Consider the following 23,528-nt stretch of genomic DNA (forward strand, 5'->3'; position numbering starts at 1 on the left):
GCAAGGCCGAGGGAGAGAGCGCCTGACGGACGCATACCAATAACTGGGGGAAACACCAATGAGCACTAGCACTGTGGCCGGCACTGCCGCCGCACAGCCTGCGTTCCTGTCCAAGGAGCGCATCATCGCCAAGCCGGGCTTCAACCGCTGGCTGGTTCCACCGGCCGCCCTGGCCATCCACCTGTGCATCGGCATGGCCTATGGTTTCTCGGTGTTCTGGCTGCCGTTGTCCAAGGCGCTGGGCATCACCGCGCCGGTGGCTTGCGCACCGGACATGGGCTTTATCGCTCAAGTCTTCTCGTCTCAATGCGACTGGCCCATTTCCATGCTGGGCTGGATCTACACCCTGTTCTTCATCTTCCTGGGCTGCTCCGCAGCGATCTGGGGCGGCTGGCTGGAACACGCCGGGCCGCGCAAGGCCGGGGTTGTCTCGGCGCTGTGCTGGTGTGGTGGCCTGCTGATCTCGGCCCTGGGTATCTATACCCACCAGATCTGGCTGATGTGGATCGGCTCCGGGGTCATTGGCGGTATTGGCCTGGGCCTGGGCTATATCTCGCCCGTTTCGACCTTGATCAAGTGGTTCCCGGACAAGCGCGGCATGGCGACCGGCATGGCGATCATGGGCTTTGGCGGCGGCGCGATGGTGGGTGCACCTTTGGCCGCGGCGCTGATGGGCCATTTCTCTTCGCCGACCAGCGTCGGTGTATGGCAGAGCTTTGTGGTCATGGCGGCGATTTACTTCGTGTTCATGATTGGTGGCGCCCTGCTGTATCGCGTACCCCCGACCGGCTGGAAGCCTGAGGGCTGGACCGCGCCAGCGAAGAAAGCCAGCAATGCGATGATCACTCACCGCCATGTGCATGTGAATGTTGCGTGGAAAACCCCACAGTTCCGCCTGGTCTGGCTGGTGCTGTGCCTGAACGTGTCGGCCGGTATCGGCATCCTGGGCATGGCTTCGCCGCTGCTGCAGGAAGTGTTTGGCGGCAAACTCCTGGGTGTCGATGTGCCATTTGGTCAATTGGATGCGGGCCAGTTGGCATCCATTGCAGCCATTGCCGCTGGTTTTACCGGCCTGTTGAGCCTGTTCAACATCGGTGGCCGGTTCTTCTGGGCCTCGTTCTCTGACTACCTGGGGCGTAAAAACACCTACTTCGTGTTCTTCGCCCTGGGCTTTGCCCTGTATGCGCTGATCCCGAACCTGGGGCACCTGGGTAATGTGGCGCTGTTCGTGGCCGCGTTCTGCATCATCCTGTCGATGTACGGCGGTGGTTTTGCCACGGTCCCGGCCTACCTGGCCGATCTGTTCGGCACCCAGATGGTTGGCGCGATCCACGGTCGCCTGTTGACCGCCTGGGCCGCTGCGGGCGTACTGGGCCCGGTGCTGGTGAACTACCTGCGTGAATACCAGTTGAGCATCGGCGTTGAACGGGCCGCGGCCTACGACATCACCTTGTACATCCTCGCCGGACTGTTGGTGCTGGGCTTCATCTGCAACCTGCTGGTGCGCCCGGTGGCCGACAAGTACTTCATGACCGATGCCGAACTGGCAGCCGAACAGGCGCTGGGCCATGACAAAGGTGCCGATGCCAGCACCGTGCTGGAGTGGAAAGCCTCCGCCGCCAGCAAGCCGCTGGCGATTGCCGCGTGGCTGGTGGTAGGTATTCCGTTGGCGTGGGGTGTGTGGGTGACCCTGCAGAAGACCGCAGTACTGTTCCACTGATACCGCAATAAGGGTGGGCCCGGCTCCTGTGGGGGCCGGGCTTGTGTGGGAGCTGGCTTGCCTGCGATACAGGCACCTCGGTGTACCAGTTGCCCCGCAGTGATGCTATCGCAGGCAAGCCAGCTCCCACATAAACCCATGCTCACATGTATGCACATGTCTATCCCCGACATTCCTCGCTCCAACTCGTCAGTCTTATCCCCTTCGTTGTTTCTGTTTAGCGCCCGCGCCCCTATAATGGCTGCCTTTTTCGCCCAATGATTTTGCGGAGCTGGTGATGGCCGAACGTAAGGCATCTGTCGAGCGCGACACTCTGGAAACCCAGATCAAAGCCTCGATCAACCTGGATGGCACCGGAAAGGCCCGATTTGATATCGGTGTCCCTTTTCTTGAGCACATGCTGGACCAGATCGCCCGTCACGGGCTGATCGACCTGGATATCGTCGGCAAAGGCGACCTGCATATCGACGACCACCACATGGTGGAAGACGTGGGCATCACCCTCGGCCAGGCGTTTGCCAAGGCCATCGGCGACAAAAAAGGCATCCGTCGCTACGGCCATGCCTATGTCCCGCTGGATGAAGCGCTGTCGCGTGTGGTCATCGACTTCTCCGGTCGCCCGGGTTTGCAGATGCACGTGCCTTACACCCGCGCGAACGTGGGCCGTGGCTTTGATGTGGATTTGTTCCAGGAATTCTTCCAGGGCTTTGTCAACCACGCACTGGTCAGCCTGCACATCGACAACCTGCGCGGCACCAACACTCACCACCAGATCGAAACCGTGTTCAAGGCTTTCGGCCGCGCGTTGCGCATGGCTGTGGAAGTCGATGAGCGCATGGGCGGGCAAATGCCGTCGACCAAGGGCGTCCTGTAATGCAGACGGTCGCGGTTATCGATTACGGCATGGGTAACCTGCACTCGGTGGCCAAGGCCCTTGAGCATGTAGGTGCCGGTAAGGTGCTGATCACCAGCGATGCCAACGTGATTCGCGAAGCCGACCGCGTGGTGTTCCCCGGTGTAGGCGCGATTCGCGATTGCATGGCCGAAATCCGCCGCCTGGGCTTTGACAGCCTGGTGCGCGAGGTCAGCCAGGATCGTCCGTTCCTCGGCATCTGCGTGGGCATGCAAGCCTTGCTCGACAGCAGTGAAGAGAACGGCGGAGTCGACTGCATCGGCTTGTTTCCGGGCCAGGTGAAGTTCTTCGGCAAAGACCTGCATGAAGAGGGCGAGCACCTCAAAGTCCCGCACATGGGCTGGAACGAAGTGCGCCGCACCGTCGACCACCCGCTGTGGCACGACATCCCGGACATGGCGCGTTTCTACTTCGTGCACAGCTACTACATCGCCGCCGGTAACCCGCGCCAGGTGGTGGGTGGCGGGCATTACGGCGTCGACTTCGCCGCCGCGCTGGCCGATGGTTCGCGTTTTGCCGTGCAGTTCCACCCGGAGAAGAGCCATACCCATGGCCTGCAATTGCTGCAGAACTTCGCCGCGTGGGATGGTCGCTGGTAAATGGCCAGGAAACCGAAGCAGCCGATCTTGAACCTCACGCCCGAGCAGGAGCGTGCGGCCACCGACAAGATCAAACGTTTCATGGAGGACCGCTTCGAGCTCAAGTTGGGCTCGTTCGAGGTCGCCGAGATTCTTGAGCTGTTCACCACCGAAGTGGCGCCGCATTATTACAACAGGGCGGTTTTCGACACGCAGACGCTCCTTAAGGAAAGGTTCGAAAGCATCGAAAGCGACTTGTGGTCGCTTGAGAAACCCTGATTTCCCAAGCATTGCTGAATATCGAATAAGGTTTGCCAGATGCTGATTATCCCCGCTATCGATCTCAAGGACGGCGCTTGTGTCCGCCTGCGCCAAGGCCGCATGGAAGATTCCACCGTGTTCTCCGATGACCCGGTGAGCATGGCTGCCAAATGGGTAGAAGGGGGCTGCCGTCGTCTGCATCTGGTGGACCTGAACGGCGCCTTCGAAGGCCAGCCGGTCAACGGCGAGGTGGTTACTGCCATCGCCAAGCGCTACCCGAACCTGCCGATCCAGATCGGCGGCGGTATCCGTTCCCTGGAAACCATCGAGCACTACGTCAAAGCGGGCGTGAGCTACGTGATCATCGGCACCAAGGCCGTGAAAGACCCAGCCTTCGTCGCCGAAGCCTGCCGCGCTTTCCCGGGCAAAGTGATCGTAGGCCTGGATGCCAAAGATGGTTTCGTCGCTACCGACGGCTGGGCTGAAATCAGCACCGTGCAGGTGATCGACCTGGCCAAGCAGTTCGAAGCCGACGGCGTGTCCGCCATCGTTTATACCGACATCGCCAAAGACGGCATGATGCAGGGCTGCAACGTACCCTTCACCGCAGCCCTGGCAGCGGCCACCAAGATCCCGGTGATCGCTTCCGGCGGTATTCACAACCTGGGTGACATCAAGTCGCTGCTGGACGCCAAGGCCCCCGGCATCATCGGTGCCATCACCGGCCGTGCGATCTATGAAGGCACTCTGGACGTCGCCGAAGCCCAGGCTTACTGCGACGCCTACAACGGCTGAGGACTGACCATGGCGCTGGCCAAACGCATCATCCCTTGCCTGGACGTCGACAACGGTCGCGTGGTCAAGGGCGTCAAGTTCGAGAACATCCGTGACGCCGGCGACCCGGTGGAAATTGCCCGTCGCTACGATGAGCAAGGTGCCGACGAGATTACCTTTCTCGACATCACCGCCAGCGTCGATGGCCGCGATACCACGCTGCATACCGTCGAACGCATGGCCAGCCAGGTGTTTATCCCGCTGACCGTGGGCGGTGGCGTGCGCACCGTGCAAGACATCCGCAACCTGCTCAATGCTGGCGCGGATAAGGTCTCGATCAACACCGCCGCCGTGTTCAACCCCGAGTTTGTCGGCGAAGCCGCGCAGCACTTCGGCTCGCAATGCATCGTGGTGGCTATCGACGCCAAGAAGGTGTCCGGCCCGGGCGAAACCCCACGCTGGGAGATCTTCACCCACGGCGGGCGCAAGCCTACCGGGCTGGACGCGGTGGAGTGGGCGATGAAGATGGAAGGCCTGGGCGCCGGTGAGATCCTGCTGACCAGCATGGACCAGGACGGCATGAAAAACGGCTTCGACCTGGGCGTCACCCGCGCCATCAGCGATGCCCTGGGTATTCCGGTGATCGCATCGGGTGGGGTGGGCAACCTGCAGCACTTGGCCGATGGCGTGCTTGAAGGCCACGCCAGCGCGGTACTGGCGGCGAGTATTTTCCACTTTGGCGAATACACCGTACCCGAGGCCAAGGCCTACATGGCCGCGCGCGGTATCGTCGTGCGCTAAACGCTGCTGGACACCATGGCAGGCTCGCGGCACTCTCTGCGCTTGCCATGGATTCCGGTAGCCTTCATGTTCAAACACCTGCTGCTCGCCCTCGCCAGTTCCTCCATGCTCATGGTGGCTACGGCACACGCCGAACAACCGTCTGACGCCTCCCTGGTGTTGCTGACAGAAAATTTCCCGCCCTACAACATGGCGAAAAACGGCAAGAACTTCGCCAAGGACGAGAACATCGAAGGCATCGCCGTAGACATCATGCGCGAAACCTTCCAGCGTGCCGGCGTTTCCTACAACCTGACCCTGCGCTTCCCGTGGGAACGAATCTACAAGCTCGCCCTGGAAAAACCCGGTTACGGTGTGTTTGTGATGGCGCGTCTGCCAGACCGTGAAGCCTTGTTCAAATGGGTCGGCCCCATCGGCCCGGATGATTGGGTACTGCTGGCCAAGGCCGACAGCAAGATTCAGCTAGAAAGCCTGGAGCAAGCGCGCCGCTACAAGATTGGCGCCTACAAAGGCGACGCCATTGCCGAAAGCCTGGACAAGCAGGGGCTCAAGCCGATTGTTGCCTTGCGTGACCAGGACAATGCGCAAAAGCTCATGGAGGGCCAGATCGATCTGTGGGCCACCGGCGACCCTGCCGGGCGCTACCTGGCGCGGCAGGTGGGGGTGAACGGGCTCAAGACGGTATTGCGCTTCAACAGTGCGCAGCTTTACCTGGCGTTGAACAAGGACGTGCCGGATGAGGTGGTGGCCAGGCTCCAGGCCGCGCTGGACCAGTTGCGTGAGGAAGGCCGTATCGACCAGATCATGGCCAACTACCTGTAGGAGCGAGCTTGCTCGCGAAGGACGTCAACGATGATGCGGGTATCCGGGGTGTACGCGGCGGTCTCAAGTTTTTCGCGAGCAAGCTCGCACCTACAGGGGGGGCGTCAGCGATAGATGCCGTTCTTGCCATGCCCGGCCATCGCCCGGTTACTGCGCACGCTGATCATCAACTTGATATCGATCCACTCCACGCCCTGTGCCTTGAGCTTGGGCAATTCGCGCTCCAGCACCGCCAGTGTCTGTGGGTAAGGATGCCCGATCATCACCGCCGAACCCTGCTTATGCGCCAGTTTGATCGCGGTCTGCAATTGCGTGGTAATCGCCGCTTCGGTGCGTTCGTCGTCGAGAAAAACATCCCGCGACACATGGGCCAAACCGATCTTCTGCGCCTCGGCGGCGGCGGCGGTCTGCGCGCTGGTGCGGCTGTCGACGAAGAACTTGTGGCGCCGTTGCAGCTCACTCATCAGCCAGGCCATCGCGGCCGGTTGTGCGGTCATGCGGCTGCCCATGTGGTTGTTGATGCCTGCCGTGTAGGGCACGGCATCGAACGCGGCATCCAGGCGCTTGCCCAGTTCTTCGATGGACAGCTCCGGGTGCCAGGCGAAGGGGCCGGTGGCCGGGTCCATGGGCATGTGCAGGATCACGATCTTGCCAGCCTTGTGGGCCTCACGGGCGAATTCGGCGGCGTGGGGCGTGTCCGGCATGATGGCGGCGGTCACCGGGCCGGGTAGCGCGAGCACACGACGATCCCGAGGCAGGTTTTGCCCCAGGTCATCAATGATCAGTGTCAGGTAGGCTTTGTGCGGTTCGCTGGCAGGGGCCGCTTGAGCGACCCCTACCAGGCTGCACAGCACAGCGAAGATGAGGGCAAGGCGCATGATCAACGGCTGCGGGTGATGCTCAAGCCCTTGAGCAGGCTGAGTGCCTGGGCCAGTTGGTAGTCATCATCCTGGGGCATCGGCTTGGCCTTGGCGCGGCTGCCGGTTGGCTGGTCGGCGCCGCCGTTGCCATTGCCCAGGTGGCCTTGCAGGTCGGCTTCTTTGTAGTATTCGCCATCGATCTCGTTGGTGATCTTGGCGCGGCGTACTTCGATGTCCGGCACGATGCCCTGGGCCTGGATCGAGCGGCCGTTGGGCGTGTAATACAGCGCCGTGGTGATCTTCAGCGCACGCTCGTTGTTCAGCGGCAATACGGTCTGCACCGAGCCTTTGCCGAAGCTGGTGGTGCCCATCAGCACACCGCGCTTGAGGTCTTGCAGGGCGCCGGCGACGATTTCCGAGGCCGAGGCGCTGCCGCCGTTGATCAAGACAGCCAGTGGCACGTTCTCGCTGAGGTCGTTGCCGGTGGCCGAGAAGCGCAGCTCGGAGTTGGCGATACGGCCCTTGGTGTAGACGATCAAGCCCTTGGTGACGAAGTGGTCGACCACCTCGACCGCCGACTGCAACACGCCGCCTGGGTTGTTGCGCAGGTCAAGCACGATGCCGTTGAGCTTCTTGCCGTTGTCTTTGCGCAGCTTGGCCAGGGCCTTGGCCACTTCGTCGCCGGTCTTGACCTGGAACTGGGTGATACGGATATAACCGTAGCCCGACTCCAGCAGCTGGCTTTTCACGCTCTTGACCGTGATGGTCGCACGGGCCAGGGTCACGTCAAACGGGTTACCGCCGTCGCGCACCAGGGTCAGGGTGATTTTCTGGCCGAGCTTGCCGCGCATCTTGTCGACGGCTTCGGTCATGGTCTGGCCGCGGGTCGGCTGGCCGTTGATCTTCACGATCAGGTCGCCGGCCTGGATACCGGCCTTGGACGCCGGGGTGTCGTCGATAGGCGAGACCACTTTGATCTGGCCGTCTTCGGAGCCCACTTCGATGCCCAGGCCGCCGAACTCACCGCTGGTGCTTTCCTGCAGCTCGGCGAAATCTTCCGGGCCCAGGTAGGCGGAGTGCGGGTCGAGGTTGCTGAGCATGCCCTTGATGGCATTTTCCAGCAGGGCCTTGTCGTCTACGGGTTCGACATACGCTGCCTTGATCCGGTCCATGACCTCGGCAAAGGTGCGCAGCTCGTCCAGCGGCAATGGCGCCTTGGTCGTCGCAGCCGTGGCGGGTGCAGCCGGTGCGGCCTGGTCGGCAAAAGCCAGAGGCGCGCCGATCACCAGGGCGATCGTCAGGGCCAACGAAGTGAGGCGGGACAAATGCAGCATGTCGAACGAACTCCTAATGTAGATGCGACCCTATCCTTGGGACCGGCACCATTGTGCAGGGTCGCTCGGGCGGCCCTGCTGACGAATAGCGAAGTACAGCGCCGGGGTGTCCTGGCCACCACTGTTACCGACAGTGGAGATGGATTCACCGGCTTTTACAACATCACCTGCCGACTTGAGTAATGTCTGATTGTGGCCGTAAAGGCTCAAATAGCCATTACCGTGGTCAAGAATCACCAGCAAGCCGGCGCCCCGCAACCAATCGGCGAACACTACGCGCCCACCATGCACGGCGTGGACCTGGCTGCCGGCAGAGGCGCTGATCATCACGCCATCCCACTTGGCACGGGTGTCATCGCCACGGGTTTCCCCAAAGCGTGCCAGTAATCGACCATCAACCGGCCATGGAAGTTTGCCGCGCGCTGAAGCAAAAGGGCCGCCGAAGGACTCACCACTGCTGGAAACCAGCGGGCCAGGCGCTGCACGCGCCGGTTTGCGCGGGGCTGGAGCGTCGGTGGTGGCAGCCAGTTCGGCCTCACGCTGACGCTTTTTTTCGGCTTCCTGCTGGGCGATCAGCGCTTTTTGCCGCGCTTCTTCGGCCTCGCGTGCCTGGCGGGCCAGGGTTTCTTCGATGGTCTTGAGCACTTTGGCCAGGTCGGCCTGGTCTTGCTCGCGGGCCTGCAACTTGGCGTCGCGGGCTTTGACGTCGCTGTTGAGCTTGGCCAGGGCCTGTTGGCGTTCCTTGCGTACTTTATCGAGCTGGTCGCGCTGGGTGTCCAGGGCGGTTTTCTGGTCGAGCAGCTGCGATTGCTGGTCGGCGATTTCCTGTTCGACATTGGCCAGTTGGCGCAGGGTTTCGTTAAACCCCTTCAATTGCGCCAGGCGGGCCTGGCTCAGGTAGTCGTAATAAGTGAGGGTGCGGGCGAATTTCTCAGGGTTTTGCTGGTTGAGCAGCAGCTTGAGGTATTCCTGGCGGCCGCTCTGGTAGGCGGCGCGGGCCTGGATCGCGATCAGGCGTTGCTGTTCAACGCGGGCGCTCTGGAGTTTTTTTTTCTCAGCGTCGAGTCGCTCCAGTTCCGACTCGCTCTTCTTTAGTTCTTTTTGCAGCTCCTGGACCTGCTTCTCCAGCTTGCCCATCTCGGTTTCCGTGCCGCGCAGGTCTTTCTGCACCCCGGATTTTTCTTCCTGGAGCTTGCCGAGCAGCTTTTTCAGCTCGGTAATGTCCTGACGCGTAGCGTCCAACTGTTGTTGGGTTTGTGCACGCTCATCGGCAAACGCCGGTTGGAGCAGGCAGACAAGAGCAAGGGTTATCAAGGCGCGAAGCATAGAGGCGGGCGACACCAGGGGAAAAGGACGGCCTAGTATGCCCGCCAAGCGCTGCAAAAAAAACGCCCAATTGGGGCTGGCGGTCAAGATAGGCGCCGAGTGGCGATGGTATGGCGAAAAGACATCTACCAAACACCACAAAACCAATGTGGGAGCGGGCTTGCTCGCGAATACGGTGTGTCAGTCGCTGAAGATATTGACTGAACTACCGCATTCGCGAGCAAGCCCGCTCCCACAGGGATTTGCAGTGATGCGGGTGTCAGACCAGGATCGAGGTGCCGGTCATCTCCTTCGGCTGTTCCAGCCCCATCAGTTTCAGCATGGTCGGCGCCACATCCGCCAGCACGCCACCTTCACGCACTTTCAGGTCACGTTTGCCGACATAGATGAACGGCACCGGCTCGGTGGTGTGCGCGGTGTGCGCCTGGCCGGTGGATTCGTCGGACATCTGCTCGCAGTTGCCGTGGTCGGCGGTGATCAGCGCTTCGCCGCCGACTTTATCCAGCGCGTCGACGATGCGGCCAACGCACAGGTCCAGGCATTCAACCGCCTTGACCGCCGCTTCCAGGTTGCCGCTGTGGCCAACCATGTCGCCGTTGGCGTAGTTGACCACGATTACGTCATAACGCTGGTTTTCAATGGCGTCGACGATCTTGTCGGTGACTTCCGGTGCGCTCATTTCCGGCTGCAGGTCGTAGGTCGCGACTTTTGGCGACGGGATCAGAATGCGCTCTTCGCCAGGGAACGGCTCTTCGCGGCCACCGGAGAAGAAGAACGTCACGTGGGCGTATTTCTCGGTCTCGGCGATGCGCAGCTGGGTCTTGCCGTTCTTGGCCAGGTAGTCGCCCAGCACGTTCTCCAGGCTGCCCGGGGCAAAAGCCGACGGGGCCGGGATGTTGGCGGCATATTGGGTGAGCATGACGAACTCGACCTTCGGCTGACGCGCGCGCTCGAAGTCCTTGAAGCCTTCATCGACGAACACATGGCTCAGCTCACGGGCACGGTCGGCGCGGAAGTTCATGAACACCACGGCGTCGCCGTCTTCGACCTTCACCGGTTCGCCGATGGTGGTGGCCTTGACGAATTCATCGCTCTCGCCACGGGCATAGGCCGCTTCCAGGCCTTCCTGGGCGGTGGCCGCGTTGAATTCGGCCTGGCCGTCGACGATCAGGTTGTAGGCCTGGGAGACACGGTCCCAACGGTTGTCGCGGTCCATGGCGAAGTAGCGGCCCACCAGGCTGGCGATGCGGCCTTTGCCCAGGGCAGCGAAGGTGGTGTCCAGCAGTTCGATGGAGGATTGCGCGCTTTTGGGCGGCGTGTCGCGGCCGTCGAGGAAGGCGTGCAGGTAGATTTTGTCAGCGCCGCGCTTGAACGCCAGTTCGGCCATGGCGACCAGGTGATCCTGATGGCTGTGTACGCCGCCGTCCGACAACAGGCCCATGAAGTGCACGGCCTTGCCGGCGGCAACGGCTTTATCGACCGCCGCGCAGAGGGTCGGGTTCTCGAAGAACTCGCCATCGCGGATCGCTTTGGTGACACGGGTGAAGTCCTGGTACACCACTCGTCCGGCGCCGAGGTTCATGTGGCCGACTTCCGAGTTGCCCATCTGGCCGTGCGGCAGGCCCACGTCCATGCCGGAACCTGAGATCAAACCGTTGGGAACGGTGGCGGTCAGACGGTCCAGTACCGGCTTGTTGGCCGAGTAAACCGCGTTGTCGTGGTGGCTTTCACTGTGTCCGAAGCCATCGAGAATTATCAGGACCAAAGGTTTAGGCGTGGTAGTCATAGATCCTCTCGCGGCGTTAATAAAGGAAGACAATTGAAAAGGGAGTGGCAGTTTAAAGCGAAGTTCCAACCACGTCACCGCTTTACGGGGGTTGGCCCCCCCTGGCGGCTGTGTATACTTACCGCCATTTTAACGCCCTGGAACCTCCTTGATGGTTGATCACCTGATTGCATTTGCCACTGCCCACTACCTGCTTGTGGGCGCCTTCGTCATCCTGCTGGCGCTGCTGATCGCTCATGAACTGAGCCGCGGTGGTCGCAGCCTGAGCACGTCGGAGCTGACCGCGCTGGTCAACAAGGATGAGGCCGTCGTCGTCGATATTCGCCCGGCCAAGGATTATGCCGCCGGCCATATCGTGGGCGCCCTGAACATTCCCCAGGACAAGCTGATGGCGCGCCTGGGCGAACTGGAAAAGCACAAGGCCAAGACCATCATCCTGGTCGATGCCCAGGGCCAGCACTCCGGCACCCACGCCCGCGAGATGCTCAAGACCGGCTTCACCGCCGCCAAGCTGTCCGGTGGTATCAGCAGCTGGCGTGGCGATAACCTGCCGTTGGTGAAGTGATATGAGCCAGGTTGTCGTGTATTCCAGCGATTATTGCCCTTACTGCATGCGGGCCAAGGCCTTGCTTGAGAAAAAGGGCATTGCCTTCGAAGAGATCAAGGTCGATGGCAAGCCCCAGGTGCGCGCCGAAATGGCCCAGAAGGCTGGCCGCACGTCGGTCCCGCAGATCTGGATCGGCACCCGGCACATCGGTGGTTGCGACGACCTGTTTGCCCTGGAGCGCGCCGGTAAACTTGATGCGCTGCTGTCCGTCTGACTCCTAAACCCTTAAGAACCCAAGATAAAGAAGGATCTGCGATGACTGATCAACAGAACACCGAAGCAGCAGAAGCTCAAGGCCCACAGTTCTCGCTGCAGCGGATCTATGTGCGTGACCTGTCGTTCGAAGCGCCAAAAAGCCCGGCCATCTTCCGTCAGGAATGGACCCCAAGCGTTGCGCTGGACCTGAACACTCGTCAGAAATCCCTGGAAGGTGACTTCCACGAAGTGGTGCTGACCCTGTCGGTCACCGTCAAGAATGGTGAAGAAGTTGCTTTCATCGCTGAAGTGCAACAGGCCGGTATCTTCCTGATCCAGGGCCTGGACGAAGCGTCCATGAGCCACACCCTGGGCGCGTTCTGCCCGAACATCCTGTTCCCGTACGCCCGTGAGACCCTGGACAGCCTGGTCACCCGTGGCTCGTTCCCGGCACTGATGCTGGCGCCGGTGAACTTCGATGCCCTGTACGCCCAAGAGCTGCAGCGCATGCAACAAGAAGGCGCGCCGACCGTTCAATGATTTTTTGAACGGCGCCGATCAAAAATGTGGGAGCGGGCTTGTGTGGGAGCTGGCTTGCCTGCGATAGCATCACTGCGGTGTGACTGACACACCGAGGTGCCTGCATCGCGGGCAAGCCCGGCTCCCACACAAGCCCGCTCCCACATTTGTTATGTGGTGTTACTTGAAGCCCAGTTGGCGCCAGCCTTCGTAAACAGCGACGGCCACGGTGTTGGACAGGTTCAGGCTGCGGCAGCCTTCACGCATCGGCAAGCGCAGGCGATGGCCATCGGGTAATGCGTCAAGCACCTCGGCCGGCAGGCCGCGGCTCTCGGGGCCGAACAGGAACGCGTCGCCCTCGGCAAAGCTGGCATCATGAAACGGCCGCGAGCCCTTGGTGGTGAACGCGAACAGCCGTGGGTGGCCCAGGCTCTCCAGGCAGCTGGCGAGGTCGGCATGGCGCTTGAGGGTGGCGTACTCGTGGTAGTCCAGCCCGGCACGGCGCAGGCGCTTGTCGTCCATGTCAAAGCCTAAAGGCTCGATCAAATGCAGGTGGCAGCCACTGTTGGCGCACAGCCTGATAACGTTGCCGGTATTCGGCGGAATTTCTGGTTGAAAAAGGATGACGTGAAACATGCACGGCTCCGAAGGCAAAGATGCGCTGCATTCTACCCCCGAAGACGACCCGAGACCGAAGCTATTGCCGAGGGTGTTGGGCTCATTGGCAATTGTCGGCTTGATGATTGGCTTGATGATCGGCCGCTTGACCACCCCCGAGCCGCTTGAGCTGCAACAGGTAGAACCTGCGGCGGATGGTTTGGTGGTGTGGTTCAACAACGAACCCAAGCTGCACGGCGAGCATATCGACGGCACCGTGGCGTTGCTGTTTGACGCCCAGGGCAAGGCTGCCAGCGGGCAGCTCAAGGTCAATGACAAGGATGTGAATTGGCGCATACGCAAGACCGATGCTGGCTTGCTGCTGAACCTGGTAGCGGCCCGGCCGTTGCGTGGGGCGTGGAGCGGTGCAGAGGTCGATGGCCGCTGGCGGCTGGAGATCCATCTCCACGAGCAATAAAAGAGGGAGTTCCCGGCCTGCCTGTACCAGGGCTCCCAAAACGGGGTGAAGCCTGAGGCTTCGGTGTTAAAGAGGGGATTCTCGGCCTGCCTGTACCAAGGTCCCCGAAACTGGGTAGTACAGGGGTTATTGCAGGGGGCGTGCCAAAACTTGCAATTGCTGCTTGAAAAAAATGCCAAAAAGCGCAAGGCCCCGGAATACGGGGCTTTGGTAGGTTCTGCGGTTATGAACTTCGTAGCAAAAGCGCTCTGTGAGGTTTCGGGTCTGTGCTCAATGCCGGTTCATAGTGCATTGAAGCGGTGCACAACCCCGAGCTTTATGAAGATCCAAATGTGGGAGCGGGCTTGCTCGCGAAGGCGGTGGGCCAGCCAACACATCCGGTGACTGACACTCTGCATTCGCGAGCAAGCCCGCTCCCACATTGGATCTTCAGTGGGTTTGGGAAAATGTGATCAGGCCTCATCACCCTCATCATCATCCCCACCATCCACCTTCATCCCCAATTCCTTGATCTTGCGCGTCAGGGTATTGCGACCCCACCCCAGCAGCACGGCGGCATCGCGGCGGCGGCCGGCGGTGTGCTTCAACGCAGTCTCGATCATGATCCGCTCGAACGCCGGGACGGCGCTGTCCAGCAGGTTCGACTGGCCGCGTGCCAGGGCCTGGTCGGCCCATTGGCGCAGCGCCTGTTCCCAGTTGGTCACGGGGGCCGAGTCTTGCGGCAGGCTCAGCAGCTCCGGCGGCAGGTCGCTGATGTGCACCTCGCGCCCGGACGCCATTACGGTGATCCAGCGGCAGGTGTTCTCCAGCTGGCGCACGTTGCCGGGCCACGGCAGGTTCTTGAGGTATTCCTCGGTCTCGCTTTTAAGCAGCTTGGGCTCCACAGCCAGCTCCAGGGCGGCGCGGCTGAGGAAGTGGCGGGCGAGGGTGGGGATGTCTTCGCGACGGTCCGACATGCGCGGGATGTGGATGCGGATCACGTTGAGGCGGTGGAACAAGTCCTCACGGAATTTACCCGCATGCACCAGTGTTTCCAGGTTCTGGTGGGTGGCCGCGATAATGCGCACATCCACCTTGACCGGTGTATGCCCGCCCACACGGTAGAACTCGCCGTCAGCCAGCACGCGCAGCAAGCGAGTCTGGGTATCGGCCGGCATGTCGCCGATCTCATCGAGGAACAGCGTGCCGCCGTCCGCCTGTTCAAAGCGTCCGCGACGCAGGTTGGCTGCCCCAGTGAACGCGCCTTTTTCATGGCCGAACAGCTCGGACTCCATCAAATCCTTGGGAATCGCCGCCATGTTCAGCGCGATAAACGGCGAGGCCGCCCGTGGGCTGTGGCGGTGCAGCGCATGGGCCACCAGCTCTTTACCGGTCCCCGATTCGCCGTTGATCAGTACGGTGATGTTGGAGTGGCTCAAGCGCCCGATGGCGCGAAACACTTCCTGCATCGCCGGCGCTTCCCCGATGATTTCCGGGGTGCGGGTCAGGGTCGGCGGCGCTTCCTGGTTCTGTTGTTCCTGGGCGTGCTGGTTGGCGCGCTTGACCAGCGCCACCGCCTCATCCACGTCGAATGGCTTGGGCAGGTATTCAAAGGCGCCGCCCTGGTAGGACGCGACAGCGCTGTCCAGGTCCGAGTGGGCGGTCATGATGATCACCGGCAAACGCGGATGCTGCTCGCGAATGCGCGCCAGCAAGTCCAGGCCACTGGCCCCAGGCATGCGAATGTCGGAAATGATCACGTCCGGCTGCTGGCGTGCCAGGCGACTCATCACCCCATCGGCGCTGTCGAAGCTCTGGGTGGTCATGCCTTCTTGTTGCAAGGCTTTTTCGAGGACCCAGCGGATAGAACGGTCGTCGTCGACGATCCAGACAGTTTCACTACGGCTCATGTCGTGGGGGCTCCTTGTTCCAATGGCAGGAAGATCGAGAACGTGGTGTGGCCAGGGTGGCTCTCACATTCGATCAGGCCCTGGTGCTGGCTGATGATGTTCTGGGTAATGGCCAGGCCCAGCCCGGTACCGTCCGGGCGGCCGCTGACCATGGGAAAGAAGATGGTTTCCTGCAGCTCCGCAGGAATGCCGGGGCCGTTGTCGATGATCTCGACCTTGGTCACCAGGCGATGGCGCACATGGCCGATAGTGAACTGGCGCAGGGCGCGGGTGCGCAGGCTGATGCGGCCCAGGCGCAGCTCGTTCTGGCTGCTGATAGCCTGCATGGCGTTGCGCACGATATTGAGTACCGCCTGGATCATCTGCTCGCGGTCGATCAACACGTCGGGAATGCTTGGGTCGTAGTCGCGCACCAAGGTGATGCAGCCCTGGCTTTCGGCCTCGACCAGTTGGCAGACGCGCTCCAGCACCTCATGCACGTTGGTCATCGCCAGGGACGGCAGCTTGTTGGAGCCCAGCATGCGGTCCACCAGGTTACGCAGGCGGTCGGCTTCTTCGATGATGACGTTGGTGTAGTCCTTGAGGTGCTCGTCCGGCAGCTCGCGGGACAACAACTGTGCCGCGCCGCGAATACCGCCCAGCGGGTTCTTGATCTCATGGGCGAGGCCGCGCACCAGCATCTTGCTGGTTTCCTGCTTGGATAGCTGCGCTTCCTCCTTGGTGATGCGCAGCAGGCGGTCGCGGGGGTGGACTTCGAGCAGCAGCAGGGTCGCGCCATTGCTCAAGATCGGGGTCACGGCGTAGTCGACGGTCAGCGTCTGCCCGGTGAGCGCGGTGAGCATCGCTTCGCGCTTGGTGAACGGGTGTGCCTGCTCCACGGCCTGGCGCAGTGAACTCAAGGCTTCGGCCGACTCGGTGAACAATTCGCTGATGAACTGCCCATGGCTGCGCTGGCCGCTGATGGCCAGGAGCATCTCCGCCGCCGGGTTCATGTACTCAAGGCGCAGGTCGGCATTGAGCAGGATGGTCGCGGTGGTCAGGTTGTCGAGTAACAAACGGTGCAGTGCATCGCTGATGGTCATCGGGACCTCTTTTGGAGCAAGGCGCGGGCTTGAGGCACACGCTGATACAAGGAAAATGCAAAAACCAAACCAAGGCTCCGAAAAGAAGCGCTAATCCCCTGAAATAAGGGGTTCAGGCGCGAAACTGTGGCGTTCTGCCAGCCTCAACGGGAAGTTTCGAACCAAAATGGGCTGGGCAATTGAGAAGGGTGCAGGCTATCGCACCAATATAGTGCGATTTTGTGAAGGGTGTTCAGCAACTGAAGATTTAAGGCAAATCGCAGTCAGTGTGGGAGCTGGCTTGCCTGCGATAGCTGTGGTGCATTCAACATCGTTATCGCAGGCAAGCCAGCTCCCACATTTTTAATTGGGTTTGCAGGCACTAGTTTTTGTAAATGCACAGCTCGGCGGTGGCGCGGATCATCGCCAGTTGGCGCAGCGGATCGTTCAGCGGTTCATGCACGGCCTCGGCGAGCCATTGCGGGCACTGCGGGTCGGTGCGCTGTGGAGTGAAGTCGGCCAACTGCAGCAGCAGCCTTTTTTGCAGTTCGTCCAATCGCGGGCGGATCTGCTGGACCAAGTCCGGGCGTGGGTCGTCGGGCGCCTTGCCCTGGAACTGCCAATCGGACAGGTGGGTGTATTGCATCAGTTTGTTGGCTTCGATCTGCGCGGCGAAGAACTGCTCGGCAGCGGCCGGGTCCAGCTTGTAGCTCGGCGCCTGGGCAGTAACGCTGGCGATCACCTCTTGTTCGCGCTTCTTGTCCTCCACGGGCTTGTGGCTGTCCCATTTGCTCAGCGCTACCTGGTCGGCAATCTCCAGGCGTTCGGCGATGCTGTTGAGCAAGGGGTCGAGCGTAGGCGGCGCTGCGCTCGCACTGGCACTGATGAACAGCAGGGCAAATACAAGTCGATATCTCAAAGGTGATCTCCTGTGGGAGCGGGCTTGCCCGCGATGGCGGTGTGTCAGTGATACAGCAGGTGGCCGGCAGTGCGCTATCGCAGGCAAGCCAGCTCCCACACGTTGATTGGGTTTGCAGAGCTGGCGTAGCGTAACGCCCAGGCAAAAAAAAGACCTCCCGAAGGAGGCCTTTTTCATCACGCTGCCTCAAGCAGCGCTACCGGATCAGCAGCTGTAGTACAGCTCGTATTCCAGTGGGTGTACGAAGGTGCGTACTTTGATTTCTTCTTCGCTTTTCAGGGCGATGTAAGCGTCGATGAAGTCGTCGCTGAAAACGCCGCCTTTGGTCAGGAACGCACGGCCCTTGTCCAGCTCTTCCAGGGCTTCTTTCAGGCTGCCGCACACTTGTGGGATCTCTTTGGCCTCTTCAGGCGGCAGGTCGTACAAGTTTTTGTCGGCGGCGTCGCCAGGGTGGATCTTGTTCTGGATACCGTCCAGGCCGGCCATCATCAGGGCGGCGAAGGCCAGGTAAGGGTTGGCAGCCGGGTCCGGGAAGCGTGCTTCGATACGACGGCCTTTAGGGCTGTTGACGTAAGGAATACGGATCGAGGCGGAGCGGTTGCGTGCCGAGTAGGCCAGCATCACCGGCGCTTCAAAACCTGGGACCAGACGCTTGTAGGAGTTGGTCGACGGGTTGGTGAAGCCGTTCAGGGCCTTACCGTGCTTGATGATGCCGCCGATGAAGTACAGGGCGGTATCGGACAGGCCGGCATAGCCTTCGCCAGCGAAGGTGTTCTTGCCGTCTTTGGAAATCGATACGTGAACGTGCATGCCCGAGCCGTTATCGCCGTACAGCGGCTTAGGCATGAAGGTAGCGGTGCGGCCGTAGGCATCGGCAACGTTGTGCACGCAGTATTTCAGAGTTTGAACTTCGTCAGCCTTCTTCACCAGCGTGTTGAATTTCACGCCGATTTCGTTCTGGCCGGCAGTCGCCACTTCGTGGTGGTGAACTTCAACGGTCTGGCCCATTTCTTCCAGTGCGTTGCACATGGAGGTACGGATTTCGTGGTCGAAGTCGAACGGTGGTACTGGGAAGTAGCCGCCTTTCACGCCTGGACGGTGGCCTTTGTTGCCGCCTTCCACGTCCTGGTCGGACATCCACGAGCCTTGCTCGGAGAAAATCTTGAACATGGAGCCGGAGATGTCGGATTTGAACTTCACCGAGTCGAAGATGAAGAACTCTGGCTCAGGGCCGAAGAAAGCGGTGTCGCCGATACCGGTGGACTTCAGGTATTCCTCGGCACGGTGGGCGATGGCGCGTGGGTCGCGGTCATAGCCTTGCATGGTCGAAGGCTCGATGATGTCGCACACCAGGATCAGGGTTGGCTCTTCGGTGAACGGGTCGAGTACGGCGGTGCTGTCGTCTGGCAGCAGGATCATGTCGGAGGCTTCGATGCCTTTCCAGCCGGCGATGGAGGAACCGTCGAACATCTTGCCGACTTCGAAGAAGTCATCTTCCAGCGCATCGCGAGCCGGCATGGTCACGTGGTGCTGAGTGCCTTTTGTGTCCGTGAAGCGCAGATCAATCCATTTAACGTCATGATCTTTGATGAGTTGAACCGACTTCGACATGGTGTCCTCCGGGTGGCTTCGGGCTTGGGTAGTGGAGTTAGCCCTTAGAATTTGGGTGATGCCGGCGCGGATACTCCGCCAAGGCAACCTGCCTCACAAGAGAGCAAATTGCATGCCAGTGCGCCAACATGGCCGTTTTGCCTCAAAATGGCCCCTATAACGGTGCAATCGGCAAAAACGGCATAAATCGCGCACTGCAATGTAGCGTTTATTTGGGTAAATGACCCGTTTTGGTGCATTGCGTAGGCAATGCATATTAACTGGTTAAACCTTGAGCGATTTCCGCTATAATCCGCGCCCCCCTTTTTCAGCAGGCCCGGCGCGCGCTGTTTCCATGAAATTAATCGTTAAAGTCTTCCCCGAGATCACCATCAAAAGCCGACCGGTACGGACGCGTTTCATCCGTCAGTTGGCCAAGAACATCCGTGCCGTGCTCCGTGACCTGGACCCGGCTGTGGTGGTGAACGGCGTGTGGGACAACCTCGAGCTGGAAACCCGCATTACCGACGCCAAAGCCTTGAAGGACATGACCGAGCGCCTGAGCTGCATGCCGGGCATCGCGCATTTCCTGCAGGTGGATGAGTACCCACTGGGCGACTTCGACGACATCACCGAAAAGTGCAAGCAGCACTACGGCAGTGCGCTTGAAGGCAAGATTTTTTCGGTGCGTTGCAAGCGTGCCGGCAAGCACCCGTTCAGCTCCATGGACGTCGAAAAATACGTCGGCAGCAAGCTGCGTCGCGAATGTGGTGCCGCTGGAATTTCCTTGAAAGCGCCACAAATTGAAGTGCGCATGGAAATTCGCGACCAACGGTTGTTTGTGATCCACAGCCAGCACAACAGCATCGGCGGCTACCCGCTGGGCGCCCTGGAACAGACCCTGGTATTGATGTCCGGCGGTTTCGATTCCACGGTGGCGGCCTACCAGATCATGCGTCGCGGCCTGATGAGCCACTTCTGCTTCTTCAACCTGGGCGGGCGTGCACATGAATTGGGCGTGATGGAAGTCGCGCACTTTATCTGGAAGAAATACGGCAGCTCCCAACGCGTGCTATTTGTAAGCGTACCGTTCGAGGAAGTGCTGGGCGAAATTCTCGGCAAAGTCGATAACAGTCATATGGGCGTAGTATTGAAGCGTATGATGTTGCGCGCTGCGTCCCGGATCGCCGATCAATTGCAGATTGACGCCCTGGTGACCGGCGAAGCGATTTCCCAGGTTTCCAGCCAGACGCTGCCTAACCTGTCGATCATTGACTGCGTGACCGAGAAGCTGGTGCTGCGCCCGCTGATCGCCAGCCACAAGCAGGACATCATCGACCTGGCAGAGCAAATCGGCACCGCCGACTTTGCCAAGCATATGCCTGAATACTGCGGGGTCATTTCGGTGAACCCCAAGACCCACGCCAAGCGTCACCGCGTGGAGCATGAAGAAAAAGAATTCGACATGGCGATTCTGGAGCGTGCGCTCGAGAACGCCAAGCTGGTGCCAATCGATCGGGTAATCGACGAGTTGGGCCAGGATGTAAAAATCGAAGAAGTCAGCGAAGCCCTGGCCGGCCAGATCGTCATCGACATCCGTCACCCGGATGCCGCTGAAGACGAGCCGCTTGAAATCGCTGGCATCGACGTGCAAACGCTGCCGTTCTACGCACTGAACGCGCGTTTCAAGGAACTGGATAACAGCCGTCAGTACCTGTTGTATTGCGACAAAGGCGTGATGAGTCGCCTGCATGCCCACCATTTGCTCAGTGAGGGGCATGCCAATGTGCGCGTTTATCGACCGAGCTAAGAGCCCGGGGCTGTTTGCCTGTGGCCTGCGTCACCGGCCCCCCGACTCTGCCGTCAAGCTGTAACGGCAAGGCCTGACTCTACTGTTAATCGCTGCCACGACCTGTCAGCACACCGAATCCTCTGATCGAGATACACAAGTGATCGAAAATCTACGTAACATCGCCATCATTGCTCACGTTGACCATGGTAAAACCACCCTGGTAGACAAACTCCTGCGTCAATCCGGCACCCTGGAGCGCAACGAGCTCAACGACGAGCGCGTGATGGACTCCAACGACCAGGAAAAAGAGCGCGGTATTACCATCCTGGCAAAAAACACCGCTATCAACTGGAACGGCTACCACATCAACATCGTGGATACCCCGGGCCACGCCGACTTCGGCGGCGAAGTAGAACGCGTAATGTCGATGGTTGACTCCGTTCTGCTGCTGGTTGACGCTCAAGACGGCCCTATGCCGCAAACCCGTTTCGTGACCAAGAAGGCTTTCGAAGCCGGCCTGCGTCCGATCGTGTGCATCAACAAGGTTGACCGTCCAGGCGCGCGTCCGGACTGGGTTCTGGACCAGATCTTCGACCTGTTCGACAACCTGGGTGCTACCGAAGAACAGCTGGACTTCCAAGTCATCTACGCCTCCGCCCTGAACGGTATTGCTGGTCTTGACCACACCGACATGGCTGAAGACATGACTCCGCTGTACCAGTCGATCGTCGACAACGTACCAGCACCGAAAGTTGACCGCGAAGGCCCGTTCCAGATGCAAATCTCGGCACTGGACTACAACAGCTTCCTGGGTGTTATCGGCGTTGGCCGTATCGCTCGTGGTAGCGTCAAGCCGAACACCCCGGTTGTCGCTATCGGCGCTGACGGCAAGAAGCGTAACGGTCGTATCCTGAAGCTGATGGGTCACCACGGTCTGCACCGTGTAGACGTTGAAGAAGCTTTCGCTGGCGACATCGTATGCGTGAGCGGTATGGACTCGCTGTTCATCTCCGACACCCTGTGCCAGCCGGACAACGTCGAGGCGATGAAGCCTCTGACCGTTGACGAGCCAACCGTTTCCATGACCTTCCAGGTAAACGACTCGCCTTTCTGCGGTAAAGAAGGCAAGTTCGTGACCTCCCGTAACATCAAGGAGCGTCTGGACAAGGAGCTGCTGTACAACGTTGCTCTGCGCGTTGAAGAAGGCGACTCGGCTGACAAGTTCAAGGTCTCCGGCCGTGGTGAGCTGCACCTCTCTGTACTGATCGAAACCATGCGTCGCGAAGGCTTCGAAATGGGTGTTGGTCGTCCGGAAGTGATCATCCGTCAGGTTGACGGCGTGAAGCAGGAACCGTTCGAAAACGTCACCATCGACACCCCTGAAGAATCCCAGGGCAAGGTCATGGAAGAGATGGGCCTGCGTAAGGGCGACCTGACCAACATGGTGCCGGATGGCAAAGGCCGTGTACGTCTGGAATACAACATCCCTGCTCGTGGTCTGATCGGTTTCCGTAACCAGTTCCTGACCCTGACCAACGGTGCTGGCATCCTGACCTCGATCTTCGATCGCTACGACACCATGAAGTCCGGCGACATGTCCGGCCGTCAGAACGGTGTTCTGGTATCGGTAGAAACCGGCAAGGCGCTGACCTACTCCCTGGAAACTCTCCAGGCGCGTGGCAAGCTGTTCGTTGAACACGGTCAAGAGATCTACAACGGCCAGATCGTTGGTTTGAACAGCCGTGACAACGACATGGGCGTCAACCCAACCAAAGGCAAGAAGCTGGACAACATGCGTGCTTCGGGCAAAGACGAAACCATCGCTCTGGTTCCACCTGTTCGCTTCACCCTGGAACAGGCCCTGGAATTCATCCAGGACGACGAGCTGTGCGAAGTCACGCCTAAGTCGATCCGCCTGCGTAAGAAGATCCTGGACGAAGGCGAGCGTACCCGCGCTGCCAAGAAAGCCAAGAACTGAGTTAACTCAGGCTGAATGAAAAACGCCCCCGGTCGAAAGGCCGGGGGCGTTTTTTTATGCCAGCAGGTTTTGTGGTGACTGTGCCGGCCTCATCGCGGGCAAGCCCGGCTCCCACATTTTGGATCTGTGAATACATTCAAATGTGGGAGCTGGCTTGCCTGCGATGAGGCCCTTGAGGGCACTACAAAATCCGGATCAGAACTTGTCGAGGGTCTTGAAGTTGGTCTCGCGCACCACTTCCTTGGGCTTATACGCGCAATACCCCGGCCGCGGCCCGATTTTCGGGTGGTTGCGGCACGTATCCGGGCGCTTGTCATAAATAGTGCAAAAGCGCGTCTTACGATCCAGGTACAGGCAGTCGTTGTTGCTCATGCGCTGCAGGGTAAAAATTTCGGACTTGTTGTTGTAGCGCTCGACGATGCCTTCTTTCTGCAAACGCTTGGCGATGTTCTTCGGCGGATCGCCGCGCTCGAACTCATCGACGATGCCAATGCGGATCAGGTCCTTGATCTTCACCTCCACCGGCAGCGTGCAGCAGCTGGACACGCAGCCGCCGCACATATGGGCGGAGTATTTCTGCCAGGTCTCTAGACGGTCGAGTTCCGCGGCGGCGATCAGTTGAGGCTTCATCAAGGTTCCAAGGTGGGGCGTTATCCGGGCGCGCGATCATACCGGGATTGGTGGTTTTTTGAACAATATTTTGCAGGTTTCAGCTCAAAGGTTTGGCC

23 protein-coding genes are annotated in these 23,528 nt (G+C 60.2%); 13 read left to right on the forward strand and 10 right to left on the reverse strand.

The features are described 5' to 3' along the window. Positions 1–58: 58 nt before the first annotated feature. The 7 genes from N2A98_RS01735 (at position 59) to N2A98_RS01765 (ending at position 5,869) form a co-directional block, all read left to right on the forward strand. Positions 59–1,720 carry an OFA family MFS transporter gene (locus N2A98_RS01735; RefSeq protein WP_047712368.1) on the forward strand — a complete coding sequence of 554 codons (1,662 nt, stop codon included), beginning with the start codon at positions 59–61 and terminating at the stop codon, positions 1,718–1,720. 277 nt (positions 1,721–1,997) lie between these two features. After that, positions 1,998–2,594: an imidazoleglycerol-phosphate dehydratase HisB gene (hisB, locus tag N2A98_RS01740; protein ID WP_003187781.1), complete on the forward strand. Its 597-nt coding sequence runs from the start codon at positions 1,998–2,000 to the stop codon at positions 2,592–2,594. Beyond that, on the forward strand, positions 2,594–3,232 hold the full coding sequence (hisH, locus tag N2A98_RS01745; RefSeq protein ID WP_003187782.1) for an imidazole glycerol phosphate synthase subunit HisH: 639 nt from the start codon (positions 2,594–2,596) through the stop codon (positions 3,230–3,232). The genes hisB and hisH overlap by 1 nt, the downstream gene beginning before the upstream one ends. Further along, positions 3,233–3,490: a DUF2164 domain-containing protein gene (locus tag N2A98_RS01750; RefSeq protein WP_044270642.1), complete on the forward strand. Its 258-nt coding sequence runs from the start codon at positions 3,233–3,235 to the stop codon at positions 3,488–3,490. A gap of 39 nt (positions 3,491–3,529) precedes the next feature. Then, the gene (gene hisA / locus N2A98_RS01755) at positions 3,530–4,267 is read left to right on the forward strand and encodes a 1-(5-phosphoribosyl)-5-[(5-phosphoribosylamino)methylideneamino]imidazole-4-carboxamide isomerase (RefSeq protein ID WP_003187784.1); all 738 of its coding nucleotides are present in this window, start codon (positions 3,530–3,532) and stop codon (positions 4,265–4,267) included. A gap of 9 nt (positions 4,268–4,276) precedes the next feature. Next, positions 4,277–5,047 carry an imidazole glycerol phosphate synthase subunit HisF gene (gene hisF, locus N2A98_RS01760; RefSeq protein WP_003187786.1) on the forward strand — a complete coding sequence of 257 codons (771 nt, stop codon included), beginning with the start codon at positions 4,277–4,279 and terminating at the stop codon, positions 5,045–5,047. A gap of 66 nt (positions 5,048–5,113) precedes the next feature. Beyond that, complete coding sequence (locus tag N2A98_RS01765) at positions 5,114–5,869, forward strand: ABC transporter substrate-binding protein (protein WP_275622950.1); 756 nt, start codon at positions 5,114–5,116, stop codon at positions 5,867–5,869. A 104-nt stretch (positions 5,870–5,973) separates the two neighbouring features. Here N2A98_RS01765 and N2A98_RS01770 read toward each other — a convergent pair whose 3' ends face one another. The 4 genes from N2A98_RS01770 to gpmI form a co-directional block, all read right to left on the reverse strand. Then, positions 5,974–6,747 carry a divergent polysaccharide deacetylase family protein gene (locus N2A98_RS01770; protein WP_275622951.1) on the reverse strand — a complete coding sequence of 258 codons (774 nt, stop codon included), beginning with the start codon at positions 6,745–6,747 and terminating at the stop codon, positions 5,974–5,976. Between the two features lie 2 nt (positions 6,748–6,749). Next, a complete protein-coding gene (locus N2A98_RS01775; protein ID WP_003187790.1) occupies positions 6,750–8,063 on the reverse strand; it encodes a S41 family peptidase in 1,314 nt (437 codons plus the stop codon). Positions 8,064–8,093: 30 nt separating this feature from the next. After that, positions 8,094–9,389, reverse strand: coding sequence for a murein hydrolase activator EnvC (locus tag N2A98_RS01780; RefSeq protein ID WP_003187792.1), 1,296 nt, complete (start codon positions 9,387–9,389; stop codon positions 8,094–8,096). Positions 9,390–9,648: 259 nt separating this feature from the next. Next, the gene (gene gpmI, locus N2A98_RS01785) at positions 9,649–11,175 is read right to left on the reverse strand and encodes a 2,3-bisphosphoglycerate-independent phosphoglycerate mutase (protein ID WP_275622952.1); all 1,527 of its coding nucleotides are present in this window, start codon (positions 11,173–11,175) and stop codon (positions 9,649–9,651) included. A gap of 151 nt (positions 11,176–11,326) precedes the next feature. On the opposite strand from gpmI, the gene N2A98_RS01790 reads away from it, so the two are divergent. Genes N2A98_RS01790 through secB form a run of 3 tightly spaced genes read left to right on the forward strand, consistent with a single transcriptional unit; the run spans position 11,327 to position 12,517 of the window. Beyond that, positions 11,327–11,740: a rhodanese-like domain-containing protein gene (locus N2A98_RS01790; RefSeq protein ID WP_032894019.1), complete on the forward strand. Its 414-nt coding sequence runs from the start codon at positions 11,327–11,329 to the stop codon at positions 11,738–11,740. A 1-nt stretch (position 11,741) separates the two neighbouring features. Further along, complete coding sequence (gene grxC / locus N2A98_RS01795; protein ID WP_078466540.1) at positions 11,742–11,996, forward strand: glutaredoxin 3; 255 nt, start codon at positions 11,742–11,744, stop codon at positions 11,994–11,996. 41 nt (positions 11,997–12,037) lie between these two features. Then, positions 12,038–12,517 (forward strand): protein-export chaperone SecB, encoded by a 480-nt coding sequence (secB, locus tag N2A98_RS01800; RefSeq protein ID WP_032894017.1) that lies wholly within the window; start codon positions 12,038–12,040, stop codon positions 12,515–12,517. A gap of 159 nt (positions 12,518–12,676) precedes the next feature. Here the strand turns inward: secB and N2A98_RS01805 are convergent, their stop codons facing one another. After that, positions 12,677–13,132, reverse strand: coding sequence for a tRNA (cytidine(34)-2'-O)-methyltransferase (locus N2A98_RS01805; RefSeq protein WP_003171120.1), 456 nt, complete (start codon positions 13,130–13,132; stop codon positions 12,677–12,679). Between N2A98_RS01805 and N2A98_RS01810 the strand changes: the two genes are divergently transcribed. Then, a complete protein-coding gene (locus N2A98_RS01810) occupies positions 13,131–13,571 on the forward strand; it encodes a hypothetical protein (RefSeq protein ID WP_125969375.1) in 441 nt (146 codons plus the stop codon). The two genes, N2A98_RS01805 and N2A98_RS01810, sit on opposite strands and share 2 nt — an antisense overlap. 452 nt (positions 13,572–14,023) lie before the next feature. Here the strand turns inward: N2A98_RS01810 and ntrC are convergent, their stop codons facing one another. The 4 genes from ntrC to glnA all read right to left on the reverse strand — a co-directional run bounded on the left by ntrC (position 14,024) and on the right by glnA (position 19,051). Further along, complete coding sequence (gene ntrC, locus N2A98_RS01815; RefSeq protein WP_003187806.1) at positions 14,024–15,460, reverse strand: nitrogen regulation protein NR(I); 1,437 nt, start codon at positions 15,458–15,460, stop codon at positions 14,024–14,026. After that, positions 15,457–16,542 carry a nitrogen regulation protein NR(II) gene (gene glnL, locus N2A98_RS01820; RefSeq protein ID WP_014716523.1) on the reverse strand — a complete coding sequence of 362 codons (1,086 nt, stop codon included), beginning with the start codon at positions 16,540–16,542 and terminating at the stop codon, positions 15,457–15,459. Before glnL ends, ntrC begins: the two co-directional genes overlap by 4 nt. Before the next feature lie 361 nt (positions 16,543–16,903). Beyond that, on the reverse strand, positions 16,904–17,440 hold the full coding sequence (locus tag N2A98_RS01825; protein ID WP_275622953.1) for a chorismate mutase: 537 nt from the start codon (positions 17,438–17,440) through the stop codon (positions 16,904–16,906). A 204-nt stretch (positions 17,441–17,644) separates the two neighbouring features. Then, complete coding sequence (gene glnA / locus N2A98_RS01830; RefSeq protein ID WP_003187811.1) at positions 17,645–19,051, reverse strand: type I glutamate--ammonia ligase; 1,407 nt, start codon at positions 19,049–19,051, stop codon at positions 17,645–17,647. 334 nt (positions 19,052–19,385) lie between these two features. Here glnA and thiI point away from each other — a divergent pair, with 334 nt between their 5' ends. Together thiI and typA are read left to right on the forward strand one after the other, a co-directional pair. Then, a complete protein-coding gene (gene thiI / locus N2A98_RS01835) occupies positions 19,386–20,840 on the forward strand; it encodes a tRNA uracil 4-sulfurtransferase ThiI (protein WP_032894010.1) in 1,455 nt (484 codons plus the stop codon). Positions 20,841–20,979: 139 nt separating this feature from the next. Continuing rightward, complete coding sequence (gene typA / locus N2A98_RS01840; RefSeq protein WP_003187814.1) at positions 20,980–22,800, forward strand: translational GTPase TypA; 1,821 nt, start codon at positions 20,980–20,982, stop codon at positions 22,798–22,800. 195 nt (positions 22,801–22,995) lie between these two features. On the opposite strand, the gene N2A98_RS01845 is transcribed toward typA, so the two are convergent. Further along, positions 22,996–23,430: a YkgJ family cysteine cluster protein gene (locus tag N2A98_RS01845; RefSeq protein ID WP_003187815.1), complete on the reverse strand. Its 435-nt coding sequence runs from the start codon at positions 23,428–23,430 to the stop codon at positions 22,996–22,998. Between the last annotated feature and the right edge of the window lie 98 nt (positions 23,431–23,528).

The organism is Pseudomonas sp. FJ2-5-13 (genome assembly GCF_029201605.1).
Taxonomy (GTDB): Bacteria; Pseudomonadota; Gammaproteobacteria; order Pseudomonadales; family Pseudomonadaceae; genus Aquipseudomonas; species Aquipseudomonas lactis.

Bases quoted from the DNA above. Each gene is read 5' to 3' on its own strand.
- glnL (WP_014716523.1), bottom strand. From the start codon at position 16,542: ATGACCATCAGCGATGCACTGCACCGTTTGTTACTCGACAACCTGACC.
- grxC (WP_078466540.1), top strand. From the start codon at position 11,742: ATGAGCCAGGTTGTCGTGTATTCCAGCGATTATTGCCCTTACTGCATG.
- hisH (WP_003187782.1), top strand. From the start codon at position 2,594: ATGCAGACGGTCGCGGTTATCGATTACGGCATGGGTAACCTGCACTCG.
- secB (WP_032894017.1), top strand. From the start codon at position 12,038: ATGACTGATCAACAGAACACCGAAGCAGCAGAAGCTCAAGGCCCACAG.
- N2A98_RS01750 (WP_044270642.1), top strand. From the start codon at position 3,233: ATGGCCAGGAAACCGAAGCAGCCGATCTTGAACCTCACGCCCGAGCAG.
- N2A98_RS01770 (WP_275622951.1), bottom strand. From the start codon at position 6,747: ATGCGCCTTGCCCTCATCTTCGCTGTGCTGTGCAGCCTGGTAGGGGTC.
- ntrC (WP_003187806.1), bottom strand. From the start codon at position 15,460: ATGAGCCGTAGTGAAACTGTCTGGATCGTCGACGACGACCGTTCTATC.
- thiI (WP_032894010.1), top strand. From the start codon at position 19,386: ATGAAATTAATCGTTAAAGTCTTCCCCGAGATCACCATCAAAAGCCGA.
- N2A98_RS01810 (WP_125969375.1), top strand. From the start codon at position 13,131: ATGCACGGCTCCGAAGGCAAAGATGCGCTGCATTCTACCCCCGAAGAC.
- gpmI (WP_275622952.1), bottom strand. From the start codon at position 11,175: ATGACTACCACGCCTAAACCTTTGGTCCTGATAATTCTCGATGGCTTC.
- hisF (WP_003187786.1), top strand. From the start codon at position 4,277: ATGGCGCTGGCCAAACGCATCATCCCTTGCCTGGACGTCGACAACGGT.
- N2A98_RS01845 (WP_003187815.1), bottom strand. From the start codon at position 23,430: ATGAAGCCTCAACTGATCGCCGCCGCGGAACTCGACCGTCTAGAGACC.
- N2A98_RS01775 (WP_003187790.1), bottom strand. From the start codon at position 8,063: ATGCTGCATTTGTCCCGCCTCACTTCGTTGGCCCTGACGATCGCCCTG.
- N2A98_RS01765 (WP_275622950.1), top strand. From the start codon at position 5,114: ATGTTCAAACACCTGCTGCTCGCCCTCGCCAGTTCCTCCATGCTCATG.
- glnA (WP_003187811.1), bottom strand. From the start codon at position 19,051: ATGTCGAAGTCGGTTCAACTCATCAAAGATCATGACGTTAAATGGATT.
- N2A98_RS01780 (WP_003187792.1), bottom strand. From the start codon at position 9,389: ATGCTTCGCGCCTTGATAACCCTTGCTCTTGTCTGCCTGCTCCAACCG.
- N2A98_RS01790 (WP_032894019.1), top strand. From the start codon at position 11,327: ATGGTTGATCACCTGATTGCATTTGCCACTGCCCACTACCTGCTTGTG.
- N2A98_RS01735 (WP_047712368.1), top strand. From the start codon at position 59: ATGAGCACTAGCACTGTGGCCGGCACTGCCGCCGCACAGCCTGCGTTC.
- hisB (WP_003187781.1), top strand. From the start codon at position 1,998: ATGGCCGAACGTAAGGCATCTGTCGAGCGCGACACTCTGGAAACCCAG.
- hisA (WP_003187784.1), top strand. From the start codon at position 3,530: ATGCTGATTATCCCCGCTATCGATCTCAAGGACGGCGCTTGTGTCCGC.
- N2A98_RS01805 (WP_003171120.1), bottom strand. From the start codon at position 13,132: ATGTTTCACGTCATCCTTTTTCAACCAGAAATTCCGCCGAATACCGGC.